Genomic DNA, 24903 nt, shown 5'->3' with positions numbered 1-24903 from the left:
CTCGTGCGGCGCAGTGATTGGCTGGGCGTACCCGCAGTACTGCTGGTTCTGGGGATGTTCGCCTGGCCGGTCGTGTCGTTTCTGGCAAAAAGTGTCACCGATCCTCATGTCGGGCTGCAAAACTTCGTGTCGGTCGCGACCGACAGCGTGTACGCCAAAGTACTGTTGAATACCGTCGTGATTAGCGCGACCACGACGATATTCACGCTGCTGCTCGGTTATCCGGTTGCTTATACGATTGCACGTGCTTCGGGGCGGCGCCGGCGTCTGATGATCTTCGTCGTTCTGATCCCATTCTGGACGAGTCTGCTTGTGCGGACATTTTCGTGGATGATCCTGCTGCAGCCGCACGGCGTCATCAATTCGCTGCTGCTGGCGAGCGGTTTGATCGAGCACCCGCTCGAACTGATTTTCAACCGCACTGGCCTCTTCATCGCGATGGTCCAGATGCAACTGCCGTTCCTGATTTTCCCGCTCTTTAATGTGTTGTCGAAGATAGACGACGCTTATATGCGAGCCTCGGCAAACCTTGGTGCTTCGCCTTTCACCACATTCTGGCGCGTGTATTTCCCGCTTTCGATGCCGGGCATCGTCGCCGGTTCGATGCTGGTATTCGTTACGTCGCTCGGCTATTTCGTCACTCCCGCATTGCTCGGCGGACTACGCGACATGATGGTTGCGCAATTGATCGACGAACAGGTCGCGGATATCGGCACGTGGGGCGTGCCGGCGGCGCTGTCCGTGATCCTGCTATGCGGCACCGCGATGATCTTCCTGATCATCAAACGCGCGACGGGCGCCACCCGCAAAGGAGCACGCCGATGAAACCGGGTTGCATCTGGCGGACGTTGCGCGGCGCTGTGTGTTTGTTCGTCGCACTGTATATGCTGGTGCCGATTGCGATCGTCGTGGTGATTTCGTTTTCGTCGGGGCAGTTTCTCTCGTTTCCCCCGCCGGGCTTCTCGCTGCAATGGTATCGCGCGTTGAACGACCCGGCCTGGACATCGTCGCTCGCCACGAGCGTGGAAGTCATGATACCGGCCGCTTTGCTGTCGACGTGTCTGGGCCTTGGGGCCGCGTTGATGCTGCGGCGGGAAGGGTTGCCCGGCGCGCCTTTGATACGCGGAATCCTTTTGTCTCCTCTCGTGATTCCCGTAATCATTACCGGTGCCGCGTTTTATAGCGTGTTCAGGCCGCTTGGCCTGCACGGCACGGTCCTGGGACTGATCGTTGCGCATACGGTCTTGTGCATACCCTATGCGCTAACGACTATCACGTCGTCACTGGCGATGGTCGACTGGCGAATCGCGCAGGCGTCCGCGAGTCTCGGCGCGAGGCCCTTTACGACGTTCCGCAGAGTGACCTTTCCATCGATTTCGTCCGGCGTGATCTCAAGCTTCCTCTTCTCGCTGGTGGTGTCCTTCGACGAAGTGGTGGTGTCGATGTTCGTTAGCGGGCCCGATGCGCGACCCGTGACGGTTCAGATGTGGTCCAACATTCGTGGCGACGTCGATCCGACCATCGCCGCGCTGGCATCCGTTCTATTTGTGTTCGCGCTGCTCATCCTGTTGCTAGAGGCAATTTTCGGTCGCGGGGAGGCCACGGAACAATGAAGCACAACGACAAGCAAACGCTGCTCAAGATATCCGGCTTGCAGAAGCACTATGGATCGACTGCGGCGATCGCCGATGTCTCGCTGGAATTGCGCGAAGGCGAGCTCCTGACGTTCCTCGGTCCGTCAGGCTCGGGCAAGACAACCGTGTTGATGTCCATTGCCGGTTTCGTTCAGCCGTCCGCGGGCAGCATCGATCTGGCAGGAAAGCCTTTGTTGCCGCTTGAACCGTACCAGCGCAATATCGGCATGGTGTTCCAGAGCTATGCGCTGTTTCCGCACATGACGGTCGCGAAGAACGTCGCCTATCCGCTCAGCATTCGCCGAATGCCGAAGGCTCAGATCGAGGAAAAGGTCGCACGCGTGCTCGAACTCGTCGGTCTGCCTCAACATGCCAACCGCTTGCCGTCCGAACTGTCCGGTGGACAGCAGCAGCGCGTCGCGCTTGCTCGCGCCATTGTGTTCGAACCTCGTCTTCTGCTCATGGACGAGCCGCTCGCGGCGCTCGACAAGAAGCTGCGCGCGAAGATGCAAATGGAGATCATGCGCTTGCATCGGGAGCTGGGTGTGTCGATCATCTATGTGACGCACGATCAGGAGGAGGCGCTCGTCATGAGCGATCGCATTGCGGTGTTCAATCACGGCCGCATTGACCAGATCGGTACGCCGAGCGAGTTATACGATGCGCCGAAAACCCGTTTTGTCGCGGACTTCATCGGTGAATCGAATCTCTTCGACGGAAAAATACAGACGATCGGCGCCGACGGCGTGTGGTGCGCACTGCCTTGCGGCGCGACCATCAGGCTCGCGGAAGCCAATGCCGCGCGAAAGGATGAATCGATCGTTGTTGCGGTGCGTCCCGAGCGTATTCGCGTACACCACGCTTCGCATGAACCTGCGTGCGAAAACGTGCTGCCGGCGGTCGTGAGCGAAGTCGCCTATCTTGGGCAGGCACGTAAATATCTGGTCAGGACCGCCACGGGAACCGAAATTGTCGCGCTCGAGCAACTCGCTGTTCAGGGGCAGCGTACGTTCGAGATCGGCGAGCCGGTTGTCGTGTCGTGGCGGGCATCCGATACCCGGGAGGTCAATTCATGAGTCATGCTGAGGGTCTCAACGTCAAACGCAGCGGCTCGGGCCGTAAAGTGGTATTCGTGCATGGCGTCGGTGCCGATCTGGAGAGCTGGCAAGGCACGCTATCGTGTCTTCAGACCCGTGTCGAAGCGTTGACATTCGACTTGCGGGGTCATGGGGAATCGGTAAAGACACACGGAGCGTATTCGCTGGAGATGTTCTCCGCGGATCTTCTCGCGATTGTCGACGAGGCCGGTTGGGCATGCTTCGATCTTGTCGGCTTTTCATTGGGCGGACTGATCGCACAGCGCTTTGCGCTCGATTATCCCGATCGGGTGCGGACGCTGACCATCATCAGTTCGGTCGGCGGCCGCACGGATGAAGAGAAAGCGCGCGTGTTGGCACGCGCCGAAACGCTCGCGAGGGAAGGTGCGCGAGCACATATGGAGGCATCGGTTCCGCGCTGGTTCACGGACGAGTTCAAGCTCGCGCATCCGGAAGTCGTGGCGGCCCGTATGGCCCGCAGCCTGGCAAACGATCCCGTTTGCTATGCCGCCGCCTACAAGGTCCTGGCAACCGGGGACCTGGCTGACGAGTTGAGCAAACTGCATCTGCCCGCCATCGTCATGACGGGCGAAGCAGATGCGGGATCGACGCCACGCATGGCACAGCTGATGGCGCAACAACTGCGTGCGCCCTGTGTGATCTTTCCGCGCCTCAAGCACAGCGTGCTACTCGAAGCGCCGGATCAGGTCGCATTACAAATCGATTCTTTTTTGCAGCGTCATCCGGCTTGACACCCGGCAACGCTGCTGCCCTTGTTCGCACGAATCAACAACGGCATTTTCCAATTGACCAATAGGAGCAATCGTGACTTTTCAAGTACGCAAGGTCGTCGTATACAAGGACACGACATGTCGGGAAGGCGGCCGTCACCTCGACCGGCCAATCACGATGGTTGGCGTGGCGGCGGTGATTCGCAATCCATGGGCAGGACGCGGCTATGTGGAGGATCTCTCGCCCGAGCAGCGCGCCGGCTGTGGTCCGCTCGGCACCATGATGGTCGAGCGGGTGCTCGCCGAATTGAAAGTCGAAGAGATCGAAGCATACGGTAAGGCGGCCGTGGTCGGTGCAGCCGGCGAAATCGAACATGCTTCGGCGGTGATTCACAATCTGCGTTTCGGCAATCAATATCGGAATGCTCTGAAGGCAGAAAGTTATCTGACGTTCACGAACAAGCGCGGAGGTCTGGGAACGTCGCTGCAGATTCCGATGAAGCACCTGCACGACGGTTCGGCGCGCTCGCATTTCATCACGTTGGAGATGTCGATTCCGGATGCGCCGTGCCCGGATGAAATTGTCATCGTACTGGGTGCATCGACCGGCGGCCGGGCGCATCCGCGTATCGGCAACCGGCATCTCGACACGATGGAAATCGAGGAGGAGGCCAAGCGGGCTGCGGGCGCCTAGGCCGCCTTTCGGGCCATGTTGCTCGACGCGGTGGTGCTCCGGTGCGATCTGTCAGGCTGTCGGGAAGAACAGGTAAAAATCGATCGAGCGTGACGCGAAAGCCGGACACCGCATCCTCACGCGCCGATATCCCCGATCGGCGAACGTCATCTTGTGCCGGGTGGCTGGCGGGCGCAGAGCGCGCGAGGTGGGACCCACTACCGACATGCGTCTATTGCCTGACGCAGAGGCCTTCGACGAAGAAGCCATTGCCGTTGACTTCGTCGAGGTAGTAGAGGTTCGTCGACGAAACCGGCAGGAACATCATCGCGCTCTGCACCGTGCTGCCATTGCTCGTGGTGCGCAGCAGTCCGACCATCAATCCGTTCACGCCGTTTGTCAGTGTGGGCGTCGAGGACGAAGACGCCGCATTGAACGTCGCGTTGAAGTTCAGCGTGAACGGGGACGCGTACTGGCCGGATGGCGTGAGCGTCGTGCCCGCAATCGTCACGCGATTCGTCACGATGTTGCCGAGCAACTGGTTGTTGTCGCTGGTGTTCGGTTCCGAGCACAGCCACGTGCCGTCGTAGGTCCCGCTCGCCAGTGCCTGCGCCGTCTGGAACACCCACGAACCGGTGCGGAACGTGCCCTCGCTGTTCGTACCGGCCTGATCGAGCATCAGCGTGAGGTTGCCGCCGCTCGTGCTTGCAAAGAGGCGGCCGAACGACTTGCCGTTCAAGGTCATGTCGAACGCGCCCGGATACGTGGCCTGGTCGGGATCGACGGTGATCGAGCCGGTGTCGGCGATGCTCGCGTCGCTGTCGTCCATGCAGTTCGCGCTGTAGGCGGCGCTCGGGCACGCGCGGAACGTGCCGTCGGCGTTGATCTGCATCTGGCCGGTGTCGGCGTCCTGTGAGCCGACCGGCACGCCGGCGGCCGTGTAGTCGCCCGAGAGTTTGATGAAGCTGTAGGTGCCCGCGAGGCCGGCGACCGTGGTGACGCCGTTGTTCGATGCGGCAATCTGGCCCGAGAGCGTTTGCGATCCGCTGCCTGCCGCCACGTTCGGCACGTTGCTGAGCTGGCCGCTCAGGACGCCGTGGTTGCCGCTGTCGGCCGTGACCGCGAACTGCATGCCGACGGCGTTCGCGCCCGCGGCCAGTGCGGCCGGCACCGTGCCGCTTGCCGCGAACGAGGTGACGACGTAGTTGCCGTTCGTCAGCGTGTAGTTGCCCACGAGCTTGCCGGCGAGCCCGAACTGCGAATTGATGAAGGTCGTCGTGATCTGGCCTTTGGCGGGCGCGTCGATCTGCACGGAGATCGTGTCGCCGAAGCTGACCGTGCCGATATACGTCTGCTGCGCGGCAAGCGGCTGTGCCTGCGCTGCCTGCGAACCCCCGCCCGATTGGCTAGAGCCGTTGCCGCCGCTGCTGCCGTTGCTTGTACTGTTGCCGGTGCTTCCACTGCCCCCGCTACTCCCGCCGCAAGCCGACAACACTGCGCATACCCCAATGCAAACCAGCGTCTTTTTCATGATGAATCCCGATTCCGATTATTTGAGTTATGAAATTTTATTTTTCCGCCGATGATGACTTCACCGGGCGATTCCGCTATTCGATTTTTATCGGCCCGCAAACGTAAAACAGCCATGAATCACACTGCAAATTTCCCTTGAATTTTCCTTGGATGGGCGGCCAATCTATTGCATATACAGGCGGTCAATAGCGGGTTGCCCATTCCTTTTGGGAGGAAATACTCTTTACGGGCCGTCGATGTGGCATTCTCCCGGGAGTGCGCCGGGGGACGCATGATCAAAATTGATCATGTGAATGAAACGGGGCTGTCGCACACTGAACGCAAATCAGAAAAAAGAATATCCGAAGCCGAGTGACAGCTGATGGCAACACGTGAAGTCATGACCGGCAAGCCGGAAACGTTGGACGAGATGATCGTGCGTTTCTATGACGCGATCCTCGACCCGAGCGCGCTGCTCCGTGCGCTGACGGAATTCGATCACTGGATCGGCAGCCGTCTGGCGCATATGGTCGGCTGGGACGCGCGTACGCAGAGCGCGCCCGTCAACCTGATGACGCGTGCCGAATACATGCATGCGGGCGAAGCCTATGCGGAGTACTACGGCAAGATCGACCCGCGCCGGGCCGTGGTGCTGAATCAGCCGGTGGGGTGCGTGTTCCGGTGCGCGGACTATTTCGACAACCGCTACGTGGATCGCAGCGAGTTCTATCAGGATCTTCTGATTCCCAACGGCATGCGCTATATCCTCGGTGGCTGCGTCTATCGTGAAGACGCGCTCGATATCTACCTGGTGTTCAATCACGCGGTTGGCCAGCCGTCGTTCTCGGCGCAGCAGGTCGAGGCTGTCGGCCGACTGATGCCGCATCTGCAGAAAACGCTAAAACTCATGCTGCGCAGCGAGTCGCTGCGTGCCGGGATCGTCGCGGGTGAAATGGCGCTCGAGTCGATGGATCAGGCGATCGTCGTGCTCAATCCGGCCAACGAGGTCGTGTTCTGCAACCGCAGCGCCGAAGCCCTCTTCAAGGCGCGGCGCATCCTGCGCGTGTCGGGCCGCCGCGTCGAGTCGGCGAGCTTCTGGAACGACACGCTTTCCGGCGCGATGGGCCGCGTGCGCGAGAGCGGCAAGCCCGAAAGCGTACCCGTGGGCGTGGGCGCGCAGACGCGCTATCTCACGGTGCTTGCGTTGCCGCGCGCGCTGGGCGCCGGGCGCGGTCTCACCCTCGCGAGCGCCGACCTCATGATCGTCGTGACCGAAGCAGAGCGCAGCGCCGCGGCTTCTGAACGTCAGTTATCCCAGTTGTTCGGCTTGACGGCTGCCGAGGCGCGTCTCGCGCATGGCCTCGCAAAGGGACTTTCGCTCGACGAATATGCGAATGCGTGCGGCGTGACGATTACGACGGCACGCAATCAGCTACGCGCGGTACTCGGTAAGGCGGGCTATCGTAGACAGCAGGACCTGGTTCGTGCACTCGCGGGTTTGCCGGCGATCGCCGGGATGCAGGTTCGCGAATGAATGGGAGTACCGCGCGAGTACCGCGCGCGTGTTCATTCGCATCATCGACTTCTCTTTCCTGTTCGGTCTTTATTCCTGGTCGACACACGGGCCCGAGGTCGGGGCCTGAGCGGGTACCTGATAGCCGTCGTTGAGTGTTTTCAGGAAACACACGAGATCGGCAATGTTTTGCTGGGTCAGCTGGGGTTGCGAATGGAATTGACGAGCCAATGCACCATCCGAAGCCGTTGCTCCACCCTGAGACGTTTGTCCCTGTCCCATGGGCAGTTCCTCATCAACGTTGCCCTGGAATTGCGGGGGCAGGTCGTTGAATACCTGTATTTGAGCCCCCGGCACATAGGAGGGAACCAGAGCCCAGCCAGGGGCCGCTACCGGTGTGCCCGAACCGCCAGTCGAGGGATACCAGTATTCAGGATTCGTATCCCGGGTGTTGTAGAAGTTCAGTACCTGTTCGATCGAATGAAATACGCCGTTGTGGAAGAACGTGGAGCGCGTGGTGACGTTACGCAGGGTTGGAACTTTGAATGCCCCACAGTACGGATCATCTTGCCCGGCCTGTGGCAGGTGAATCGTCGTATCGGGACCGCAGAGCCCCATATCGTAGTACTGGGGATTGCTGTTGGCCGGGATCGCGGGATTACGCGGGGCGCCCAGGGTCTGATACGTGAAGTCGGTCATCAGACCCGAGGCGCCCCCGAAGTTCGCACCGGCATAGTGACAGGCCGCGCAACCCGCGCCGGTCACCGTGTTGTTGAACAGAGCGAGACCTCTTTTCTCAGCCGCGGTGAATACGCCGCCGGTCTTGTGCCCCTGTACCAGATCCCATTTACTCGTATAGGGGTGGAAGCTCGGATCTTCGACCTGGAAAGCCTGCAGGGCGTCGCCGGCATCGGAGAACGCCTGTTCTACGTTGGCGAATACGTCGGAACCGTAAACGGTCCTGAATGCCGCAGCACTGGGTCCGCTCTGGATCGCAGTCACCACAGCGGACTGGGAGGCGTTCGCCATTTCAATCGGGTTCAACAGCGGGAACGCGGCTTGAGCAGACAACGACGGTGCCCGCCCATCGAGCATGAAGCCGCCACCCGGGGCCGAACCGGTAATGCCATCCGGATTCATGGCCTGATCCGAATAGGCGGGCGTCATGTCCTTATAGCGAAGACTCGGAACCGCACGGACTCCAGACTGTGTGGCGTCCGAGCCCAACTGCACAGCCAGATTGTTGGGCGGCCCATAAGCAAAGGCCGGATCGTGGCACGAGGCGCACGACATATTGCCATTCTTCGATAGCGAGCGATCAAAGAAGAGAGCTTTACCTAGCTGCGCCTTGGCGCTCAACTGGGACGCTGGTGGCTGGGTTGGGTGATCGGGAGTTGACGCTCCGGAAGGCGCAGAGGCCCCATTCGGTGCCCCGGCATTCGATGAATCTCCGCCACCTGAACACGCGGCGAGTACTGAACTCAGGAGAAGTACAAGAAAGACAGGAGTAAAAGAGGGAACGCGCATTGAGGTGTAGGCGTAAAAGAGCCGGGTGCACCCAAGTAGGGACCCGGCTTTAGGGTTCAGACCAGACTGCGCCTGGTGGGCAATTCAGGCTGCGGTTGCTACCGGGTGAATTTGCCCGGCTTGTTGTCGAATACAGCGCAGTGGCCGCGCTCGACAGCGACGGATGCCAGCCGCCCGCAGCAGCTGGTCGAACCCGATTTGTCTTCGTCAAACATCACGGCGATAGGGTTTGCCGAGGCAAACCGTCCGCGAGTCAGCTTCGCAATTAGTTCAGCGTGACCCGCTGCCGCGCCCACGAGAACGGACCATAGGCATCGATGCCATTCGGTGCGTTCTTCGTCGGATCGAACGTGAACTTCGTCCATTCCATCGGCGTGGTTTGACCGTGAACGATAATGCGGTGGAAGTTCGGCACGTTGTAACTCGTGCCCACCGGGTTCAGCACGTAGGGGTCGAACGAGCAGGGCGTAGCCGCGGTGAACGGGGTCGATGCGTCATAGACCTGAGTAACGGGCTTGACGTTTTCGTGGACGCACGCCTGATTCGGCATCAGCGGATTGTCGGACTGGTACAGGTGCGAGTCCCCGTTGATGACCACGACGGGCTTGCCGAATTCAGCGGTACGGCGAGCAATGATGTCCACGTACGGTGCATATTGCGACAGACGGGGATTGTCGCCGAGGTTTTCCGAGTCCCACATGTCGGCCTGTTCGGCGATGACCAGTGCCGTTGCCTTCTGTGCTTCGGCCTGGTCGAATGCGTTGTTCAGCCAATCCTTGGTCGCCTGCGTACGGTTCGCGACTTCCGTCGCCTGTTGCGCGGTCATATTCGCCGTGTCCGGCGTTTCCGGCTTCTTGCCCGAGAACCACACGTCGGTCCCGTTGTTCGAGCCGCCCGGAATGTTGACGGTAGCGAACACCACGCCCTGGTTCGCCCACCATACGTTTTCGACAAACTGCTTGTCTGTATCGGTTGTCCCTTCCTGGGCTTGGCTGTGAACCTGGAGCGTACCCGAACCCAATGTCGAGCCCGCGGCGGGGAAGAACAGCTGGCGAATCAGGTTCAGGTTATCCACGGGATTGCCAGCCTTATTGGAGCCCGTGCTGTAGCTCGGCTGGGGCGTTCCGGCGACGTTGCCTAGCAGCGGGTCCGTATCGGAGTAGAAGCCGGCGATTTCCTTCGGTACCTGGCAGTCTTCCCATTCGTTGTCACCCGGCGTATAGACGAGGGGCAGCGTGAACTGCGAGAAGAAGCTTTGAATAGCCCGGTCGTAGACTGCCGTGCAGTTCTCCGAGCCCGAATGCAAGTCACCGACGTGGAACGCAACGCTCACATCTTTATCGCTCGCGATCGCCGACAGGTATTGCGGCAGGTGCTTGAATTCGTACAGATCGTCGCCGGGAGCTGCGCCCGCGGTCGGATTGGGATTGCCGTAGGGCACATCGCCGAACAGTGCAAGCGAGAATGCCTTGGCAGCGGGGGCCGACGGCTGGCTTGCGCCTTGGGGAGCGCTTGCACCGGTGGCGGGGCTGTTGCCATTGTCATTGTCGTCGGAGCCGCCGCATGCACTGATAGCCAGACTGGCGAGCAGGGCAGCGCCGAAAGCGAGGGAGCAAATCTTGGGGGACGTTTTCATTATTGATGTGAATGTAAGTTTGCCTACGAAAGCAATACAAAGTCTTACATTCATGAATGACATAATTATTACGAATGTCTAACGGGCGGCGGGACCCTTGCTCAGTGCCCGATATCAGGCGCTTTAGGCATTCAGATTCATTACAACCCGATGCGTGTCGTTACCGCATATGAATTCGCACGATTACGTGAAATACTGCGCCGTCCTGATGGACATGCTGTGGGATGAAAGTCGGTCAGCCCAATGTTCGGGTTTTGATCGATGGGGCGGGAGCGGGTTGGCGCGGGTGGTGGCTAACGGAGCAGTGCAGCTATTCCGTTGGCAGGTTTCCAACGCGATGAGCGGCAGATTGTGACCGGGAGCACCAGGTCCGAAAACGTTCTATAGCGCTGACGCGGGGGTAGTCAACGGCCGTTTTCCGGCGAGGTCGGGGATGCGCACTGTCGGTCATGAAGCGTCGTTCAGCATCGCTGGGGTTTTGTCATTCGGACGACCGCTTGAGTGTTATTTCGGCCGGAAGTCTTTCATTGCCACCGCCAGCAACGGGGCGACTGCTGTCCATGGTTCTGGTTAATGCTTTTGCGCGATGTCCCGCGCGAAGCGCGTAGCCGAAGCGGCGGTCATCACTCGCAAGAATTGTCTAGCGGCGGATGCTGTCAAGTTTGGCGATCTTATGCCGACAAACAGTCTGTAATTCCATTCCACAAATCGATTTCGTTGCCCGGAACACCCGAATGCAGAGACGACTACTTCCGATTCTTATCGTCAGCGCAAGCACAGCTCTTTTCGGCGGATGCGCGGCCACGCTGCAAACCCAAAACAATTCGTCGTCGGGTGAAAGGACCGCAGAAGCTAGCATCGTCGTGCCGCCTGCTTCGACCCATACAGTTGTACTGCGTATGACCGGATCGAAAGTAGCCACGGACTCGTCCGACTGGCCTCGGGTGCAGGCGGAATGGCGGGAAGCCATGCAAGGTGCCTCGACCCCGGCAGGACTGACCTTCATCGACGAAACGGCGGGAATGGCAGCGCGGAGCGGCGCCGGCACAGTCGTTGATGTCTATGTCGACGACTACCACTTCGTCTCGCAAGGTGCCCGGATCGCATTTGGAATCATGACAGGCAATGCCTTCATGCGAGCCAAGGTGACTTTCCGCGATCTGCAGACTGACCAGGTATTCGGGGAGCGCTCCTACAACACGAAGTCTTCGGCATGGGAGGGCATCTTCGCACCGACTACCGACAGGCAGACTCGTGCCATCGTGGTTGATATCGTCAAGCAGATTAATCCACGTTAGCGCATCGCGTAACTGCCGCCCTCGGGAAAAGCCGGTGTCGTCGATTCGCGAGCTCGTGTCATTTCCCTGTGCGCAGCACAGGTGCTAGCTGGGGTGCACGCCCGGATGGCGGATCAACGATCCGCTGAAGCGCGGCATCTCATTGCGAGGATCAAGCGCATTCCGCAGCCCGCCTCCGGCGAAGTCGAAGCTCGTCTTGGCAGACGTGAGCGCGAGGCCGCGTGCAATCGCGACCTGCCTGGGACCGTTCCTCAACAGCGGACGCAGTGCCGCCATGCCGCAAGCTGGCGCAGCGGAAACTTAGCGCGCGCTCGTTGAGCCGTCCATCTTCTGCAAGCCGGTTTCGCGCGCGTAGTCACACACTGATTTGCACACAGACGCCCCCTTGCCTAGACGCCAAGCGCGGCTCCGGTAACCGAACCCAGCTTCATACCGGCCGTGAACGTCAAAGGATTTTGGCGGCGGCAACGGGTCGAGGCCGTGTGAAAACGCAAAAGTACTCCGTCCTCTGATGTCGCTTTACCCTCCCCGAGCTGCGGTCAAGCCACTACAGCGCGATCTGAAGGGCCGATTTTTATGAACACCGCATCCGACATGCGTTTTCACACACCCCGGCCACAAACGGCTGTTCGATACCTGCTCAATTCGTTGACAACGGCACGAACCCTAACGTTAGACTGACCAACGCGCGCCGTGAGTTCGATCTCCGGCACGTGAGATCCCAACGACCTGTTGGGCCGTCAATTTTAAAGCGCTATTCGTAAATCATGAACCAACGCTCGATGGCAGGTGTTATAGCTGTACTAAAACAAAGCACCACGAGACCCGAAGTAGGAGACGGGCCGGGACTCGAAGACCACGTCCGCAATGTCTATCAGACTTTGCTTGATCTTGAACTTGAGAACGCTGTCGTTGGGCGTGGAGTCAGTTTGCGAGGATCAAGAGGGAGTGTTTACCAGATAGACGTGTACTACGAATTTGAAATTGCTGGTGTGCGGCACCGGGTTGCGATCGAATGCAAGAACACCACCCGCCCTATGGAAAGGGACGATGTTCTGGCGTTCGCGATGAAAGTGCATGATTGCCAAGGCTTGGTCGGCATCATCGTTTCAGCCAACGGTTATCAAAGCGGGGCCGTTGACTCCGCCAACGAAAATGGCCTGAAAGTGCTATCGGTTGAAGAGCTTCCGTCCATAGGGCAACTTCTTGCGTTACGCCTGGACGATGTTGTGATGCCTGGCCCCGAGGTGAAAGGCGAACCATTCTGGACGTTGTACGACCCTGAGACGAAAGAACCCTATTCCTTTGCACAAGGGGATGAGCTCTTTGGAGCGCTGTTCATCTCGCGCGCACACGCTGAGGAGTATGCGAGGGTGTGTCATTTGACGCCTCGGTGGACTGTGCGGGGGCTGGGAATGCGACATCTTGGCGCCTATATCCTGACCGCCGACGCAATGCGAGGGCGATATCTCATCGTACAGCCACACACCGAAAATGCTATCTGGATAAACGGTTTTGCATTTGCGGAAATCGGACGCAAGCGTCTGATTTCTGAGTTCTACTCAGGTAGCCCGTTGCCCGTCACTCCGATGGTTATGCCGGGACGACGAAAGCGGCGTTGAAGCCGGTTTCGGTGGCGTACAGCAGGCTAACTGGCGCGACTGCACATGCGGAATTTTGTGGTCGACGCCTTTCAAAGCTAGTCGTCTCCGGAACAGTCGTCTTCAAACTGACGCAAGGCTGGCTCAATAGTCAATACGAGAATTTGAGCGCAGGTATCCGGCGGACTGGAGAAATGATGATCGCAATAGGTAGCCTGTTGCTGCTCTGGCGTCGAAGCCGTAGGTAGCGTCGGATCAAGTCAAAAAACATCAGCTCTTCAGCATCGATCCGCAGAATGTCCGTTGCCCCGCCGGGTCCGCCGTAGCGAAACTATGGGTATGAGCGGCTGCAAAGGGTCTACTACAGCCGACCGCACCGCATCGCGCAGTAGCCGGCGAGCTTGAGCCGCTCAGATGCTTTGCTTGAACGGCTGTTTCTTGACCGATCGCGGCCATCCGGGATGCCACTTGCCACAAGAAAGAGGTATCGGTAGCGCTCGATCGTTCTTCTAGTTCAGACGTTGCCAGATCGAAATCGGTATATCTCCATTCGGTCGAGGAGTGACCCGGTAGCTCAGCTTGCCGTCTTTAAGCTCGTAGCTTCGCTTTTGCTGCGCTCCCTCCCAGTTGGGGAAAGAGGCGTTTTGAATATGGAAAGTCAAAGTTCCGCCAGCCTGATCGACGCTGATCGTGCCGAAGTGCGTGCTCGATCCCATGACGGCGGCTTTGTACTCGGTTGGTGTTCCTGCTCCCTTGTCGCCGGAAGCAAATTGAGGGCGTTCTGCCTTGAAAATTTGCAGCGAGTAATGTCCCTGCGCGTCGATGAGCAGCAGCCCCTTGGGGGCGGCGCCGTAGTCCGATGCTCGCGAGCCATCGGGATGTTGGACATCTGCTGCCACCAAAGTCCAGGTGCCCACTAGTGAAGGATCGAAAGCGGTTGCGTCGGCTCGTGCAACAGCCGTCCACAATAGGCACACCGATAAAACGGCGACCGGAATGCCTCGTTTAAGAATTATCTGGCGTCTCATACAGTTCTCCGTGATTTGGCTCTCAACCCGTTTTGTATCGAGGCTTGCTCGCAATGTTCACGGCCTGCCCATAGCGATCAAACGCCGCCGTTGATAATAGCCGGACGAATATGTAATGAATGCAATAATTCGGCATCGTCTCTTTAGAAAAACTGAACTGTGCCTACGCCCAACCTCAATATGGACGCTCTGAGGACGCTCTTGGCGACTCAGCAACTGGGAAGTCTGAACCGCGCTGCTGAGCGCGTAGGCCGTTCGCAATCGGCCGTGAGCCAGCAGATGCGCAAGCTTGAGGAACAAGTCGGACAGCCGCTATTCCGCCGGCAAGGACGAGGCTTGGTCCTGACGGAATCCGGCGATCTGATCCTTTCATATGCGCGCCGCATTTTGGATCTCAACGATGAAGCTGTTCGAGCCGTTCGAGGGGCTTCTGTTGAGGGTCTCGTGCGCTTCGGCCTACCGGGCGATTTCGCAGAGACCTGGCTTCCGGTTGCTCTGGGACAATTCAAGAAGGCACATCCTGCGGTTCGTGTGGAAGTTGCCGTCGAGCGAAACGGTGTGTTGCTTGAGCGACTGGACCGAGAGGAACTCGATCTCGTGCTGGTCATGGGATATGGCAGTCGTTCAGACGCTGAACACCTCGCCACGTTGCAAATGACATGGATCGGAGCGGTTGGAATCGACACTGCCCTGAGTCCCGGCCGTCCGTTGGACCTGGCCTTATACAATCCGCCGTGTTTTTTCCGTCGCGCCGGCATTGAAGCCCTTGATCGCGCAAATATTTCCTGGAGACTGGCGTATACCACGGCCAGCCTCCAGAGTCTTTGGTCAGGTGTGGCAGCGGGTCTTGGCATCACGTTGAGAACGGCGGCCGGAATACCATCGTCCCTACGACGACTCGATGAGAAAGACGGCCTTCCGCCTCTGCCGACTGTCGAACTCTGCCTGCACTCCGGGCTCCGGGACATTCCACCTGCCTTGGCTCAGTTGAAGCGCGCCGTGATTGAGAATGCGACAGCTAACCTCCTTCCATCAGCTACGGAACATGCTCGTCGACAGTCTGCTCGATAAGCCGATTAAGCTTCTCCGGCATTGGACCGCAAGCCGGTTTCTGCCATGATGCTCTATCATGCCAAACAGAATTGCAGGGAGCATCTCATCGATTCACCCCTCACTCCCCCCGACACGCGGCACAAATCCCATTGATCTCCGTATGACGATGCGTGATCTCGTATTGCGCCGCTTTCGCCGCATGCGTCAACGCGCCATCGAGACAAGCCACATCCACGGGCTTTACTGCGCCACAGGTATTGCATACGAGAAAAGCCACATGTTGCGTTGGAGCCCTCGGCGCGATGACGAAGGTATTGGTCGACGCGATGCGCGTCACGACGCCCGCGGAAATCAGAAAGTGGAGCGCGCGATACACCGATGGGGGCGCATCGTGCCGACCAATACCCGGCAGCTCGTTAATGAGTTCATATGCCGAAGCACGGCCGCCGCGCTTCACCAGAAGGCCGAGCACATCCTGGCGCAAAGCGGTGAGCCGGTGACCATCGGCCATGCAGCGTGCCACCAGTGCGTCCATTGCCGGCAGGCTAACAAATCCAGTCATTTGCGAATCTAACCACGTTGCCTCCTCAAACTTTACCGATGTAATGATACGTTATATCATTGCACAAATTCAAAAGGAATCGAAGTCGTCCTGTGAGGGACCATGATTCGATGTCTTTTGGATAGGGGGCCAGGTATCGACATGTAATGTTATGTTATAACGTTTCGTATCGATGCCTGGTAGCTTTCGACCACACTCCATAAAAACCGTGCAAAACCACCTCCCGACGACACGCCTCGTCCGCTTTTCTCCGCTTACCCTCGCTTTGTGTGCCGCCTTTGCACATGCCCAGTCGAGCAACGTTTCACGGGACGCATCAGCCGGTGCAATCCCGGGCGGCTCTCTCGCGCCCGTATTCGTGACGGCCAATCCGCTGGGCGACACAGACCTGATTGCCCCGGCTACGGCGTTGTACGGCGACGCGCTGACCCTTCGTCAGTCGAACTCGCTCGGTGAAACCCTCAACGGCCTGCCCGGTGTGTCGACCACGACATATGGCCCGATGGTCGGGAGGCCGATCATCCGGGGGATGGACGGGGACCGGATCCGGATTCTGCAGAACGGCGTGGCCGCGTGGGACGCATCGTCGCTGTCATATGACCACGCGGTGCCCCAGGAACCCATGACTATCGAGCGGGTGGAAATCGTGCGCGGACCGGCGGCGTTGCTTTATGGCGGCAATGCGATTGGCGGTGTCGTGAACACGATCGACAACCGGATTCCGCGCGAGCCGGTCAAGGGTGTCAACGGCGAGGTGGACGCAAGCTATGGCGGAGCCAACCGTGCTCGCGCCGGCGCGGCACAGGTCGAAGGGGGCAATGGTCAATTCGCTTTCCACGTCGATGCATTCGATCGGCAAACCAGCAACGAGCGCATTCCCGGCTATGCCCATTCGGCACAGCAACGTGTGCTCGATGGACCCGATGCCGAACAGGCCTACGGCACCATTCCGAATAGCGATGGACGATGGTCCGGCGGCTCGGTGGGCGGCGCTTACACGTGGGCGGACGGTTACGCGGGTCTGTCATACAACGGCTATGAAGCCAACTACGGTTCGGTGGCCGAGGACGACGTCCGGCTTCGCATGCATCAGGATCATGTGGCATTCGCATCCGAGGTCCGTAATCTGCAAGGTCCCTTCTCGCAGTTGAAGTTCGACTTCGGTTACACGGATTACGAACACAAGGAAATCGATAACGGCGAAACGGGAACCACCTTCCGGAACCACGGCTATGAGGCTCGAATCGAGGCGCGTCACCACAAAATAGGCCCGCTCGAAGGCGTAGTCGGCGTGCAGATAAGCCAGAACACCTTTTCTGCGCTTGGCGATGAAGCGCTCGTGCCCACGACCCAGACAACGAACGTCGCGCTGTTCGGCCTCGAAGAATGGAACGTTACCAATGCGCTGAAACTCAGCGCCGGCGCCCGCTACGAGTATGTGAAGCAGGACCCGACGGCGGCCGGCAACGAAAAATTCGAGAGCGCGACAGGACGCAATTTCAATGCCGTCAGTGCATCACTGGGTGCGCTATACAAGCTCTCGCCGATCTGGTCGGTCGCGGGCGATGTTGCGTACACCGAACGTGCTCCCGCGCTTTACGAGCTGTATGCGAACGGGCCTCATGACGCGACGGGGCAATACCTGATTGGCGACCCCGAAGCGCAGAAAGAAAAAGCGGTATCGACGGATCTTTCGCTGCGTTTTGCCAGCGGGCCGAACAAGGGAAGCGTCGGCGTTTTCTACAGTCGATTCAAGAATTACCTGACCGAATTCAACACCGGACGGCTTGTTGACGACGATGACAATGTGGTTCCGCCGGGAACCGACGACGCACTGAACGAAGCCGTCTACAAGGGCGTGCGCGCGGAATTTTACGGCATTGAACTCGACGGCAAATGGCGCGTGTTCGAGAAAGGCGCGCATCAGGTGGATGTGGAACTGGTTGGCGACTATACGCATGCGCGAAACATGGACAACGACGAGCCGTTGCCGCGCATTTCGCCGCTGCGTGCCACCTTTTCGGTGGACTACGGGTACGGCCCCTTTGGCGCGCGCGCGGAAGTACAGCACGCATGGGGTCAACACCGCGTACCCGAAAATGATCTGCCGACGACGAGCTACACGAAGCTGGATCTGATCCTGACGTACAAGTTTCATGTCGGCACCACGAACTGGCTGGCCTATGTTCGTGGCGACAACCTGACGAATCAGGAAATCCGCTACGCGAGTTCGGTTGTCCGCGACATCGCTCCACAAGGCGCGCGCAGCGTCATGGTCGGTTTGCGCAGCACGTTCTAACGCATGACCCGGGCTTGCGCCGGCGACACGTCCAGCGCAAGCCGTTTGCACCGGCAAGGCCGACGCTATTACACACGAGGAGCATCTCTATGGACCACCGATTGCCCGTGACCGTTCTCTCCGGCTTTCTGGGCGCAGGCAAGACAACGCTGCTCAACCACATCCTGAACAACCGCGAAGGCCGCAGAGTTGCTGTCATCGTCAACGATATGAGCGAGGTGAACATCGATGCGGCGCTTGTCCGCGACGGTGGTGCCGAGCTTTCGCGAACCGATGAGAAGCTTGTGGAGATGAGCAACGGATGTATCTGCTGCACCCTGCGTGAAGATCTGTTGCTGGAGGTGAGCCGTCTCGCGAGGGAAGGCCGCTTCGATCAGCTCGTGATCGAATCGACCGGCATTTCCGAGCCGTTGCCGGTTGCGGAAACCTTTACGTTTGCCGACGAAGACGGCAAAAGCCTGGCCGATGTCGCGCGGCTCGACACGATGGTGACCGTCGTCGACGCATGCAATTTTCTGCGTGACTACAGTTCCCGGGATAGCCTCGAATCGCGCGGAGAATCTTTGGGCGCGGAGGACAACAGGACCGTTGTCGATCTGCTGATCGAACAGGTCGAGTTTTGCGACGTGATCGTGCTGAACAAGGTGGATCTGGTCAAAGTGGCGGACCTTGAACGGCTCACGGCGATTTTGCGCAGCCTCAACCCGCGGGCGAAAATCGAAATGTCGACGTTCGGTCGTGTCGCGCTCGATCGGGTACTGGATACCCAGCTGTTCGACTTCGAGGAAGCCGCCAGAGCACCTGGCTGGCTGAAGGAACTGCGCGGCGAACATACGCCGGAAACCGAAGAGTATGGAATCCGCAGCTTCGTATGGCGCGCGCGCAGGCCGATGAATCCGGAGCGGTTCTGGAATCTGATCAACAGCGAATGGCCGGGCGTGGTCCGCTCCAAGGGATTCTTCTGGCTTGCAAGCCGTCCCTCTCATGCCGGTTCCTGGTCGCAGGCGGGCGCGGTTTGCCGCCATGGTTTAGCGGGACGCTGGTGGGCCGCCGTACCGAAAGCGGACTGGCCGACGGACGCCGAATCGCTTGCCTTCATCAATGTGAACTGGACGCCCGAGGTCGGCGATGCGAGACAGGAACTGGTACTGATCGGTATCGATATCGACGAACCCGGCATGCGCCAACGGCTTGACGCCTGTCTGCTCACGGACGCGGAGATGGCCGATGGACCTCAAGCATGGATCGGGTATGCGGACCCGTTTCCGGAGTGGGGCGTTCGCGTGCCGGAGACAGTTTGACCTGCGAAGCGAAAATCTATTACGGCACGGCGTCGACCACAACCCGGTACAATCCACCCGCCATGTCCGGAAGCTGGTGCAAATCCAGCGCGGTCGCGCCACTGTGATCGGCCTTCGCGCCGAAAGTCAGACCTGGTCATCGGCTCATTCCAACCGTACTTGCGGGGCGCGAAACCCCAGGAGAAATCAGCATGACTGCACTGGTCAGCGTGCGGCGCACAGGTGCCCGCCATTCATCGTTCGGCCATTCCCGCGCGTGTCGGGCAACGTCGATCACCACGTCTGAACGCACGTCGATCCGCTAGCCGCCGACGTTTTCCGCTCTCCGGGTTTGCCGCCCGCATCGCATCGATGCGGGCGCACGCGCGCCCGTCGCGAGCGCGCCACATCACAATAACGAATCACAAAAAAATGGACGCATCCGCACCGCTTTTCCGCGCGCGGCGCTTCGCCCTGCGTAGCGCTATCGCCTGCACCTGGCTCGTCAACACGACGCCGGTTTTCGCCGATACCAGCAGCACCTCGCCCGCCACCGATTCATCTCCGCAGACGGCCACCTTGCCCGCCGTGCGTGTCACCGGCACCGCCGGGAACAACGCAAACTCGAACGTTCCGGACCTCACGACGCCGCTCACGACGGGCAGCCGCCTGGGCCTCTCGAGTCTCGATACGGCTGCAAGCGTTGAAGCGATCGGCAGCACGCAACTGACCGAGCGCGGCGACAACAACGTGACGCAAGCCGTCACGCGGGCCGCCGGTTTCGCGACCGACGCGGCACCGGGCAACGGCGGCACGTCGCTGTCCGTGCGCGGCTTCAGCGGTCCCGAATCGGTCACGACGCTCTACGACGGCGTGCGCATGTACGCGGGCGCGGGCACCGTGTCGTTTCCCTTTGATACGTGGTCGGCCGAACGCATCGAAGTGTTGCGCGGACCGGCCTCGGTGCTTTACGGAGAAGGCGGTATCGGCGGTGTCATCAATATCGTGCCGAAGGCGCCGCAGCGCGACTACGCGACGACAATCGAGCTCGGCGCCGGCACTTACGGCAAGAAGCGCGTCGCGCTCGACACCACGGGCGCGCTGGGTCCGATGCTCTCGTACCGCTTCTATATCGCCGACGACCGCGACAACGGCTGGCTGCCGCGCGGCGATTCGCACACGACGGCGCTCGGCGGCGCGTTGCGTCTCGACGTGAATCCGCGCCTGTCGTTCACGCTCGATTACGACTACGGCCGCCAGCTTCCCGCGCGCTACTTCGGCGTGCCCGTTATGGACGGCGCACTCGATCCCGCACTGGCACGCCAGAACTACAACGTCGGCAACGCGTCGATCTCGTACTACGACCAGTGGACGCGCCTCTCCGCCCGATGGAATGCCGCGCCCGGCATCACGCTGCGCAATCAGTTTTACTATCTGCTGACCAACCGCCACTGGCACGACAGCGAAAGCTACGAGCTGCTCGGCGACGGCAACGTGCTGCGCTCCGACTACATCGAAATCCTGCACCGCGAACAGCAGGTTGGCGATTCGCTCGACGCGACCTTCGATGGCCGGCTGCTCGGACGTCAGAACCGGCTCGTCGTCGGTGCGGACTTCAATGTGATTTCGTTCCTCGATACGAGCAACTCGCCGTATGACGGCGCCTCGATCGTGCCGGCATTCGGCTTCGATCCGGGCGTGTTCGCCAGCCCCGACCCGACCGTGCCGCAGTTCCAGACCACGACGCACCAGGCGTCCGTTTTCGCGGAAAACCGGCTCGAACTGACGGATCGGCTCGCGTGGGTCTCCGGTCTGCGCTACGACCATCTCGACTACCACCGCGATACCTTCGCGACGGTCAACGGACCGGCCTCGTCGTTTGACCGGACCTTTGCGCATACCGGCTGGCGCACGGGGCTGGTGTTCTCGCTGACACCCGATTTCTCGGTCTATGCGCAGTACACGACGGGCGCCGACGGCGTGGGCTCGCTCGTCACGCTCTCGAAGTCGAGCAGTCAGTTTTCGCTCGCAAGCGGCACGCAGTGGGAAGCCGGCGTCAAGCAGCAGTTACTGGACGGACGCGCGTGGTGGACGCTCGCGTTCTACCAGATCGTCAAGCACGACCTGCTCAGCACCGATCCGTCGAATCCCGATCTCACGCAGCAGGTCGGCAAGCAGTCGTCGCGCGGCGTCGAGTGGACCGGCGCGCTGCAACTGGGCGGCGGGGTGTCGGTCAACGCAAACGCCTCGCTGCTGCGCGCGCGTTACGACGACTTCAACGAGGACGTGAATGGCCAGAGCCTCTCGCGCTCGGGCAACGTGCCGTACAACATTCCCGAGCAGACCGCGAACCTGTGGCTCGACTGGGCGTTCGCGCCGGGCTGGCGCGCCGGCGCGGGCCTGCACTACGTGGGCCGCCGTTATGGCGACAACGCGAATACCGCGCCGATTCCGAGCTACACGCTGTTCGACGCCTCGGCGTTGTGGCGCGCCACGCGCAACCTCACGCTGGCGCTCTATCTGCGCAATCTCACGAACCGCACGTATGTGGTCACGACGCAGAACGACGGTGGCGAGTGGCTGCTCGGCGCGCCGCGTTCGGGCTGGGTCACGGCGACGCTGAACTTCTAGAGTCGCGAACCATGTCGTCATTGAGTATCGACGGACTCGAGTGGTCGCCGCGCGACGGCGATGCCGCGAGGCGCGAGCATGCGCTGCTGCGCTCGATTGTCCTCGACGTCAGGCCCGGCGAATTCGTCGGACTGATCGGGCCGAACGGCAGCGGCAAGACGAGCCTGCTGCGCTGTGCGTTTCGTTACGCGAAGCCGCAGCGCGGCACGGTCACGTTCGACGGCGAGGATGTCTGGGCGCACCCGGCACGCTGGAGCGCGCAGCGCATCGCGGTGCTGCTGCAGGATGCGCCCGACGACTTCGGCTTGAGCGTGGAGGAGGTCGTCGCGATGGGACGCATGCCGCACAAGCGCGCGCTCGAAGGCGAAACGCCGGACGACCGCGCCCGGATAGCGCGTGCGCTTGACGACGTCGGTCTTGCCGATCTGCGCGCGCGGCCGTTCGCGACGCTCTCGGGCGGCGAGCGCCAACGCGCGCTGCTTGCGCGCGCGCTCGTGCAGCAGCCGGCCGTGCTGATGCTCGACGAGCCGACCAATCATCTCGATCCGCGCCATCAGCTTGAACTGCTCGCGCTGGTGAAGCGCCAGCGGATCGCGACGCTCGCGACGATTCACGACCTCAATCTTGCCGCCGCGTTCTGCGACCGGCTGTTCGTCATCCATGCGGGCGAGATCGTCGCGTACGGCACCCCCGAAACCGTGCTCACCGAGACACTGCTCAGGCGCGTTTATGGCATTGACGCACTCGTCGATCGCCACCCCATCAATCACTGTCCGCGCATTACCCTGATTGCGGCGCATACGGGATCGCAACGATGAAAACGACACGACTGCGCGCCGTGCTTGGCGCATGGCTGTTCGCGGGCGCGAGTGCTGCGGCGCATGGGGGCCACTATCCGGTGACCGTGCATAGCTGCAACCGCGACGTCACCTTCACCAGAGCGCCAACGCGCGCGGTGAGCAACGACGTCAATCTCACGGAGATGCTGCTCGCGCTCGGCGTGCGATCGCATATGGCGGGTTATACGGGCATCAGCGGCTGGAAGAGCGCCGATGCCGCGTTTGCGGGAGAACTGAACGGCCTGCCCGAACTCGCGCAACGTTATCCGTCGCTCGAAACGCTCGTGGCCGCGCAGGCCGACCTCTATGTCGCGGGCTGGAATTACGGCATGCGCGTGGGCGGCCCGATTACGCCCGCGACGCTCGCGCCATTCGGCATTGCGACCTACGAACTCTCCGAATCGTGCGGGCATGTGATGCCACGTCCCGCCGCCTCGCTCGACGACGTCTACAACGATCTGCGCAATCTCGGCGCGATCTTCGATGCCGATGCGCAGGCCCAAAGCGTGATCGCGTCCATGCAGACACGCATCGCCGATGTCGCTCGCGCGTTGAACGGAACGCATGATCGCCCGCGCGTGTTCGTCTACGATAGCGGCGAGGACAAGCCCTTTACCGCCGGCAAGCTCGCGATGCCGACCGCGTTGATTCGCGCGGCAGGCGGACGCAATGTGATGGACGACGTGGCCCAGAGCTGGGCGCAGGTGAGCTGGGAAAGCGTGGTGGCGCGCGATCCGCAAGTGATCGTGATCGTCGACTATGGCGCGGTGACGGCGGCCCAGAAAGAGGCGTTCCTGCTTGCGTCGCCCGCGCTCGCGAACGTCGCGGCGATTCGCGAGCGGCGTTTTATCGTGGTGCCCTATGACGCGGCCACGCCCGGCGTGCGGAACGCGGAAGCGATCGGGACGATCGCGCGCGGTTTGCATCCCGAAGCCTTTGCGCGCCCGCCGCGCGTTTCACGATGAGCGCGACAGGCCGACGCGCGCGCGTGCTGCCGTTCGCGTTGCTCGCGATCGTGCTGGCGGTGTCGATCGTGCTCGCGGTCGGCCTCGGCTCAACACGCATCGCTGCGGGCGACGTCATGCGCACGATCGCCGCACATGCTGTTGGCCGCACGCATCCGGCCGACATGAACGACGCCATCGTCTGGATGATCCGCGTGCCGCGTGTGCTGCTCGGCGCATTGGTCGGCGCGGCGCTCGCGGTCGCGGGGGCGGTCTTGCAGGCCGCGACCTCGAACCGGCTTGCGGATCCGCATCTGCTCGGCGTGAGCGCGGGTGCGAGCGTCGGTGCGGTGGCGGCGACGTTGTGGATCGGGGCGGCGTGGGGCGTGCTGACACTGCCGGTTTGCGCCTTCGCCGGCGCGCTCGCGGCAACGGCGCTCGTGATCGCATGCGGCGCGCGCGGCGGGCGAGTCGATGCGCAGCGCTTGCTGCTCGCCGGCGTCGCGATCTCGTTCGTGCTGATGGCCCTCGCGAATCTGCTGCTTTATCTCGGCGATCAACGCGCTGCCTCGTCGGTACTGTTCTGGATGCTCGGCGGGCTCGGGCTTGCGCGCTGGAACCTGCTTGACGTACCGGCGGCGCTCGTCGGCATCAGCCTGATTTTGCTGATCGGCCGCCGCCGCGAACTCGATGCGCTGATGAGCGGCGACGTCGTTGCCGTTACGCTCGGCGTGAACGTGACCCGCCTGCGCCGGGAATTGTTCGTCGTGTGCTCGCTCCTCACGGCGGGGATGGTCGCGGTGAGCGGCGCGATCGGCTTCGTCGGCCTCGTGGCGCCGCATGCGGCGCGCCGGCTGGTCGGCGCAGGGCACGCGCGGCTCTTGCCGACGTCGGCCCTCGTGGGCGCGATCATGCTGGTTTGGGCCGACGTGGCGGCGCGTACGCTGATCTCGCCTGACGATCTGCCTATCGGTGTGGTGACGGGTTTGTTCGGGGGCATCTTCTTCGTGTGGTTAGTGCGTAGTCCGCATTGAGTCGAGAGGGT

20 protein-coding genes and 1 riboswitch are annotated in these 24903 nt (G+C 60.9%); of the genes, 15 read left to right on the top strand and 5 right to left on the bottom strand.

Annotation, left to right across the window (positions count from 1 at the left end):
• The first annotated feature begins 3 nt into the window (after positions 1 to 3).
• The 5 genes from G3N58_RS33965 (at position 4) to G3N58_RS02130 (ending at position 4156) form a co-directional block, all read left to right on the top strand.
• Positions 4 to 825, top strand: a complete 822-nt coding sequence (locus G3N58_RS33965; protein WP_205998373.1) for an ABC transporter permease — start codon at positions 4 to 6, stop codon at positions 823 to 825.
• The gene (locus G3N58_RS33960) at positions 822 to 1613 is read left to right on the top strand and encodes an ABC transporter permease (protein ID WP_167037380.1); all 792 of its coding nucleotides are present in this window, start codon (positions 822 to 824) and stop codon (positions 1611 to 1613) included. Before G3N58_RS33965 ends, G3N58_RS33960 begins: the two co-directional genes overlap by 4 nt.
• Complete coding sequence (locus G3N58_RS02140; RefSeq protein ID WP_167037988.1) at positions 1610 to 2710, top strand: ABC transporter ATP-binding protein; 1101 nt, start codon at positions 1610 to 1612, stop codon at positions 2708 to 2710. Before G3N58_RS33960 ends, G3N58_RS02140 begins: the two co-directional genes overlap by 4 nt.
• Positions 2707 to 3483 (top strand): alpha/beta hydrolase, encoded by a 777-nt coding sequence (locus G3N58_RS02135; RefSeq protein WP_167037377.1) that lies wholly within the window; start codon positions 2707 to 2709, stop codon positions 3481 to 3483. Before G3N58_RS02140 ends, G3N58_RS02135 begins: the two co-directional genes overlap by 4 nt.
• A gap of 73 nt (positions 3484 to 3556) precedes the next feature.
• Positions 3557 to 4156, top strand: coding sequence for an amino acid synthesis family protein (locus G3N58_RS02130; RefSeq protein ID WP_167037374.1), 600 nt, complete (start codon positions 3557 to 3559; stop codon positions 4154 to 4156).
• 211 nt (positions 4157 to 4367) lie between these two features.
• On the opposite strand, the gene G3N58_RS02125 is transcribed toward G3N58_RS02130, so the two are convergent.
• Positions 4368 to 5666: a hypothetical protein gene (locus G3N58_RS02125; RefSeq protein WP_167037372.1), complete on the bottom strand. Its 1299-nt coding sequence runs from the start codon at positions 5664 to 5666 to the stop codon at positions 4368 to 4370.
• Positions 5667 to 6029: 363 nt separating this feature from the next.
• Between G3N58_RS02125 and G3N58_RS02120 the strand changes: the two genes are divergently transcribed.
• Positions 6030 to 7181: a hypothetical protein gene (locus tag G3N58_RS02120; protein ID WP_205998372.1), complete on the top strand. Its 1152-nt coding sequence runs from the start codon at positions 6030 to 6032 to the stop codon at positions 7179 to 7181.
• A 69-nt stretch (positions 7182 to 7250) separates the two neighbouring features.
• Here the strand turns inward: G3N58_RS02120 and G3N58_RS02115 are convergent, their stop codons facing one another.
• Together G3N58_RS02115 and G3N58_RS02110 are read right to left on the bottom strand one after the other, a co-directional pair.
• Entirely contained in the window at positions 7251 to 8687 is a 1437-nt protein-coding gene (locus tag G3N58_RS02115) for a cytochrome c peroxidase (RefSeq protein ID WP_167037366.1), read from the bottom strand.
• Between the two features lie 265 nt (positions 8688 to 8952).
• Positions 8953 to 10386, bottom strand: coding sequence for a hypothetical protein (locus G3N58_RS02110; RefSeq protein WP_167037364.1), 1434 nt, complete (start codon positions 10384 to 10386; stop codon positions 8953 to 8955).
• A 671-nt stretch (positions 10387 to 11057) separates the two neighbouring features.
• Here G3N58_RS02110 and G3N58_RS02105 point away from each other — a divergent pair.
• Positions 11058 to 11621, top strand: coding sequence for a hypothetical protein (locus G3N58_RS02105; protein WP_167037361.1), 564 nt, complete (start codon positions 11058 to 11060; stop codon positions 11619 to 11621).
• Positions 11622 to 12388: 767 nt separating this feature from the next.
• A complete protein-coding gene (locus tag G3N58_RS02100) occupies positions 12389 to 13243 on the top strand; it encodes a restriction endonuclease (RefSeq protein ID WP_345890996.1) in 855 nt (284 codons plus the stop codon).
• Between the two features lie 488 nt (positions 13244 to 13731).
• Here the strand turns inward: G3N58_RS02100 and G3N58_RS02095 are convergent, their stop codons facing one another.
• Positions 13732 to 14250: a lipocalin-like domain-containing protein gene (locus G3N58_RS02095; RefSeq protein WP_167037355.1), complete on the bottom strand. Its 519-nt coding sequence runs from the start codon at positions 14248 to 14250 to the stop codon at positions 13732 to 13734.
• Between the two features lie 180 nt (positions 14251 to 14430).
• Between G3N58_RS02095 and G3N58_RS02090 the strand changes: the two genes are divergently transcribed.
• Positions 14431 to 15321 carry a LysR substrate-binding domain-containing protein gene (locus G3N58_RS02090; protein WP_167037985.1) on the top strand — a complete coding sequence of 297 codons (891 nt, stop codon included), beginning with the start codon at positions 14431 to 14433 and terminating at the stop codon, positions 15319 to 15321.
• Between the two features lie 100 nt (positions 15322 to 15421).
• Here the strand turns inward: G3N58_RS02090 and G3N58_RS02085 are convergent, their stop codons facing one another.
• Complete coding sequence (locus G3N58_RS02085; RefSeq protein ID WP_167037352.1) at positions 15422 to 15865, bottom strand: Fur family transcriptional regulator; 444 nt, start codon at positions 15863 to 15865, stop codon at positions 15422 to 15424.
• A 208-nt stretch (positions 15866 to 16073) separates the two neighbouring features.
• Between G3N58_RS02085 and G3N58_RS02080 the strand changes: the two genes are divergently transcribed.
• From G3N58_RS02080 to G3N58_RS02055, 6 genes are all read left to right on the top strand, one after another.
• Entirely contained in the window at positions 16074 to 18164 is a 2091-nt protein-coding gene (locus tag G3N58_RS02080; RefSeq protein ID WP_346778231.1) for a TonB-dependent receptor, read from the top strand.
• 89 nt (positions 18165 to 18253) lie between these two features.
• Positions 18254 to 19465, top strand: a complete 1212-nt coding sequence (gene zigA, locus G3N58_RS02075; RefSeq protein ID WP_205998370.1) for a zinc metallochaperone GTPase ZigA — start codon at positions 18254 to 18256, stop codon at positions 19463 to 19465.
• Positions 19466 to 19533: 68 nt separating this feature from the next.
• Positions 19534 to 19597: riboswitch (cobalamin riboswitch) on the top strand.
• Positions 19598 to 19876: 279 nt separating this feature from the next.
• Positions 19877 to 22075, top strand: coding sequence for a TonB-dependent receptor (locus G3N58_RS02070; RefSeq protein WP_241016959.1), 2199 nt, complete (start codon positions 19877 to 19879; stop codon positions 22073 to 22075).
• 11 nt (positions 22076 to 22086) lie between these two features.
• A complete protein-coding gene (locus G3N58_RS02065; protein WP_167037340.1) occupies positions 22087 to 22893 on the top strand; it encodes an ABC transporter ATP-binding protein in 807 nt (268 codons plus the stop codon).
• Positions 22890 to 23879, top strand: a complete 990-nt coding sequence (locus G3N58_RS02060; RefSeq protein WP_167037338.1) for an ABC transporter substrate-binding protein — start codon at positions 22890 to 22892, stop codon at positions 23877 to 23879. Before G3N58_RS02065 ends, G3N58_RS02060 begins: the two co-directional genes overlap by 4 nt.
• Positions 23876 to 24892 (top strand): iron ABC transporter permease, encoded by a 1017-nt coding sequence (locus tag G3N58_RS02055; RefSeq protein ID WP_167037336.1) that lies wholly within the window; start codon positions 23876 to 23878, stop codon positions 24890 to 24892. Before G3N58_RS02060 ends, G3N58_RS02055 begins: the two co-directional genes overlap by 4 nt.
• Positions 24893 to 24903 lie beyond the last annotated feature (11 nt).

The sequence above is a fragment of the Paraburkholderia sp. Ac-20342 genome (genome assembly GCF_017104985.1).
Lineage (GTDB): Bacteria > Pseudomonadota > Gammaproteobacteria > Burkholderiales > Burkholderiaceae > Paraburkholderia.
Note: the sequence above shows the minus strand (reverse complement) of the source record. Positions and strands in the feature narration are given on the sequence as shown.

Bases quoted from the DNA above. Each gene is read 5' to 3' on its own strand.
- G3N58_RS33960 (WP_167037380.1), top strand. From the start codon at position 822: ATGAAACCGGGTTGCATCTGGCGGACGTTGCGCGGCGCTGTGTGTTTG.
- G3N58_RS02140 (WP_167037988.1), top strand. From the start codon at position 1,610: ATGAAGCACAACGACAAGCAAACGCTGCTCAAGATATCCGGCTTGCAG.
- G3N58_RS02135 (WP_167037377.1), top strand. From the start codon at position 2,707: ATGAGTCATGCTGAGGGTCTCAACGTCAAACGCAGCGGCTCGGGCCGT.
- G3N58_RS02125 (WP_167037372.1), bottom strand. From the start codon at position 5,666: ATGAAAAAGACGCTGGTTTGCATTGGGGTATGCGCAGTGTTGTCGGCT.
- G3N58_RS02120 (WP_205998372.1), top strand. From the start codon at position 6,030: ATGGCAACACGTGAAGTCATGACCGGCAAGCCGGAAACGTTGGACGAG.
- G3N58_RS02115 (WP_167037366.1), bottom strand. From the start codon at position 8,687: ATGCGCGTTCCCTCTTTTACTCCTGTCTTTCTTGTACTTCTCCTGAGT.
- G3N58_RS02110 (WP_167037364.1), bottom strand. From the start codon at position 10,386: ATGTCATTCATGAATGTAAGACTTTGTATTGCTTTCGTAGGCAAACTT.
- G3N58_RS02105 (WP_167037361.1), top strand. From the start codon at position 11,058: ATGCAGAGACGACTACTTCCGATTCTTATCGTCAGCGCAAGCACAGCT.
- G3N58_RS02100 (WP_345890996.1), top strand. From the start codon at position 12,389: ATGAACCAACGCTCGATGGCAGGTGTTATAGCTGTACTAAAACAAAGC.
- G3N58_RS02095 (WP_167037355.1), bottom strand. From the start codon at position 14,250: ATGAGACGCCAGATAATTCTTAAACGAGGCATTCCGGTCGCCGTTTTA.
- G3N58_RS02090 (WP_167037985.1), top strand. From the start codon at position 14,431: ATGGACGCTCTGAGGACGCTCTTGGCGACTCAGCAACTGGGAAGTCTG.
- G3N58_RS02085 (WP_167037352.1), bottom strand. From the start codon at position 15,865: ATGACTGGATTTGTTAGCCTGCCGGCAATGGACGCACTGGTGGCACGC.
- zigA (WP_205998370.1), top strand. From the start codon at position 18,254: ATGGACCACCGATTGCCCGTGACCGTTCTCTCCGGCTTTCTGGGCGCA.
- G3N58_RS02070 (WP_241016959.1), top strand. From the start codon at position 19,877: ATGGACGCATCCGCACCGCTTTTCCGCGCGCGGCGCTTCGCCCTGCGT.
- G3N58_RS02065 (WP_167037340.1), top strand. From the start codon at position 22,087: ATGTCGTCATTGAGTATCGACGGACTCGAGTGGTCGCCGCGCGACGGC.
- G3N58_RS02060 (WP_167037338.1), top strand. From the start codon at position 22,890: ATGAAAACGACACGACTGCGCGCCGTGCTTGGCGCATGGCTGTTCGCG.
- G3N58_RS02055 (WP_167037336.1), top strand. From the start codon at position 23,876: ATGAGCGCGACAGGCCGACGCGCGCGCGTGCTGCCGTTCGCGTTGCTC.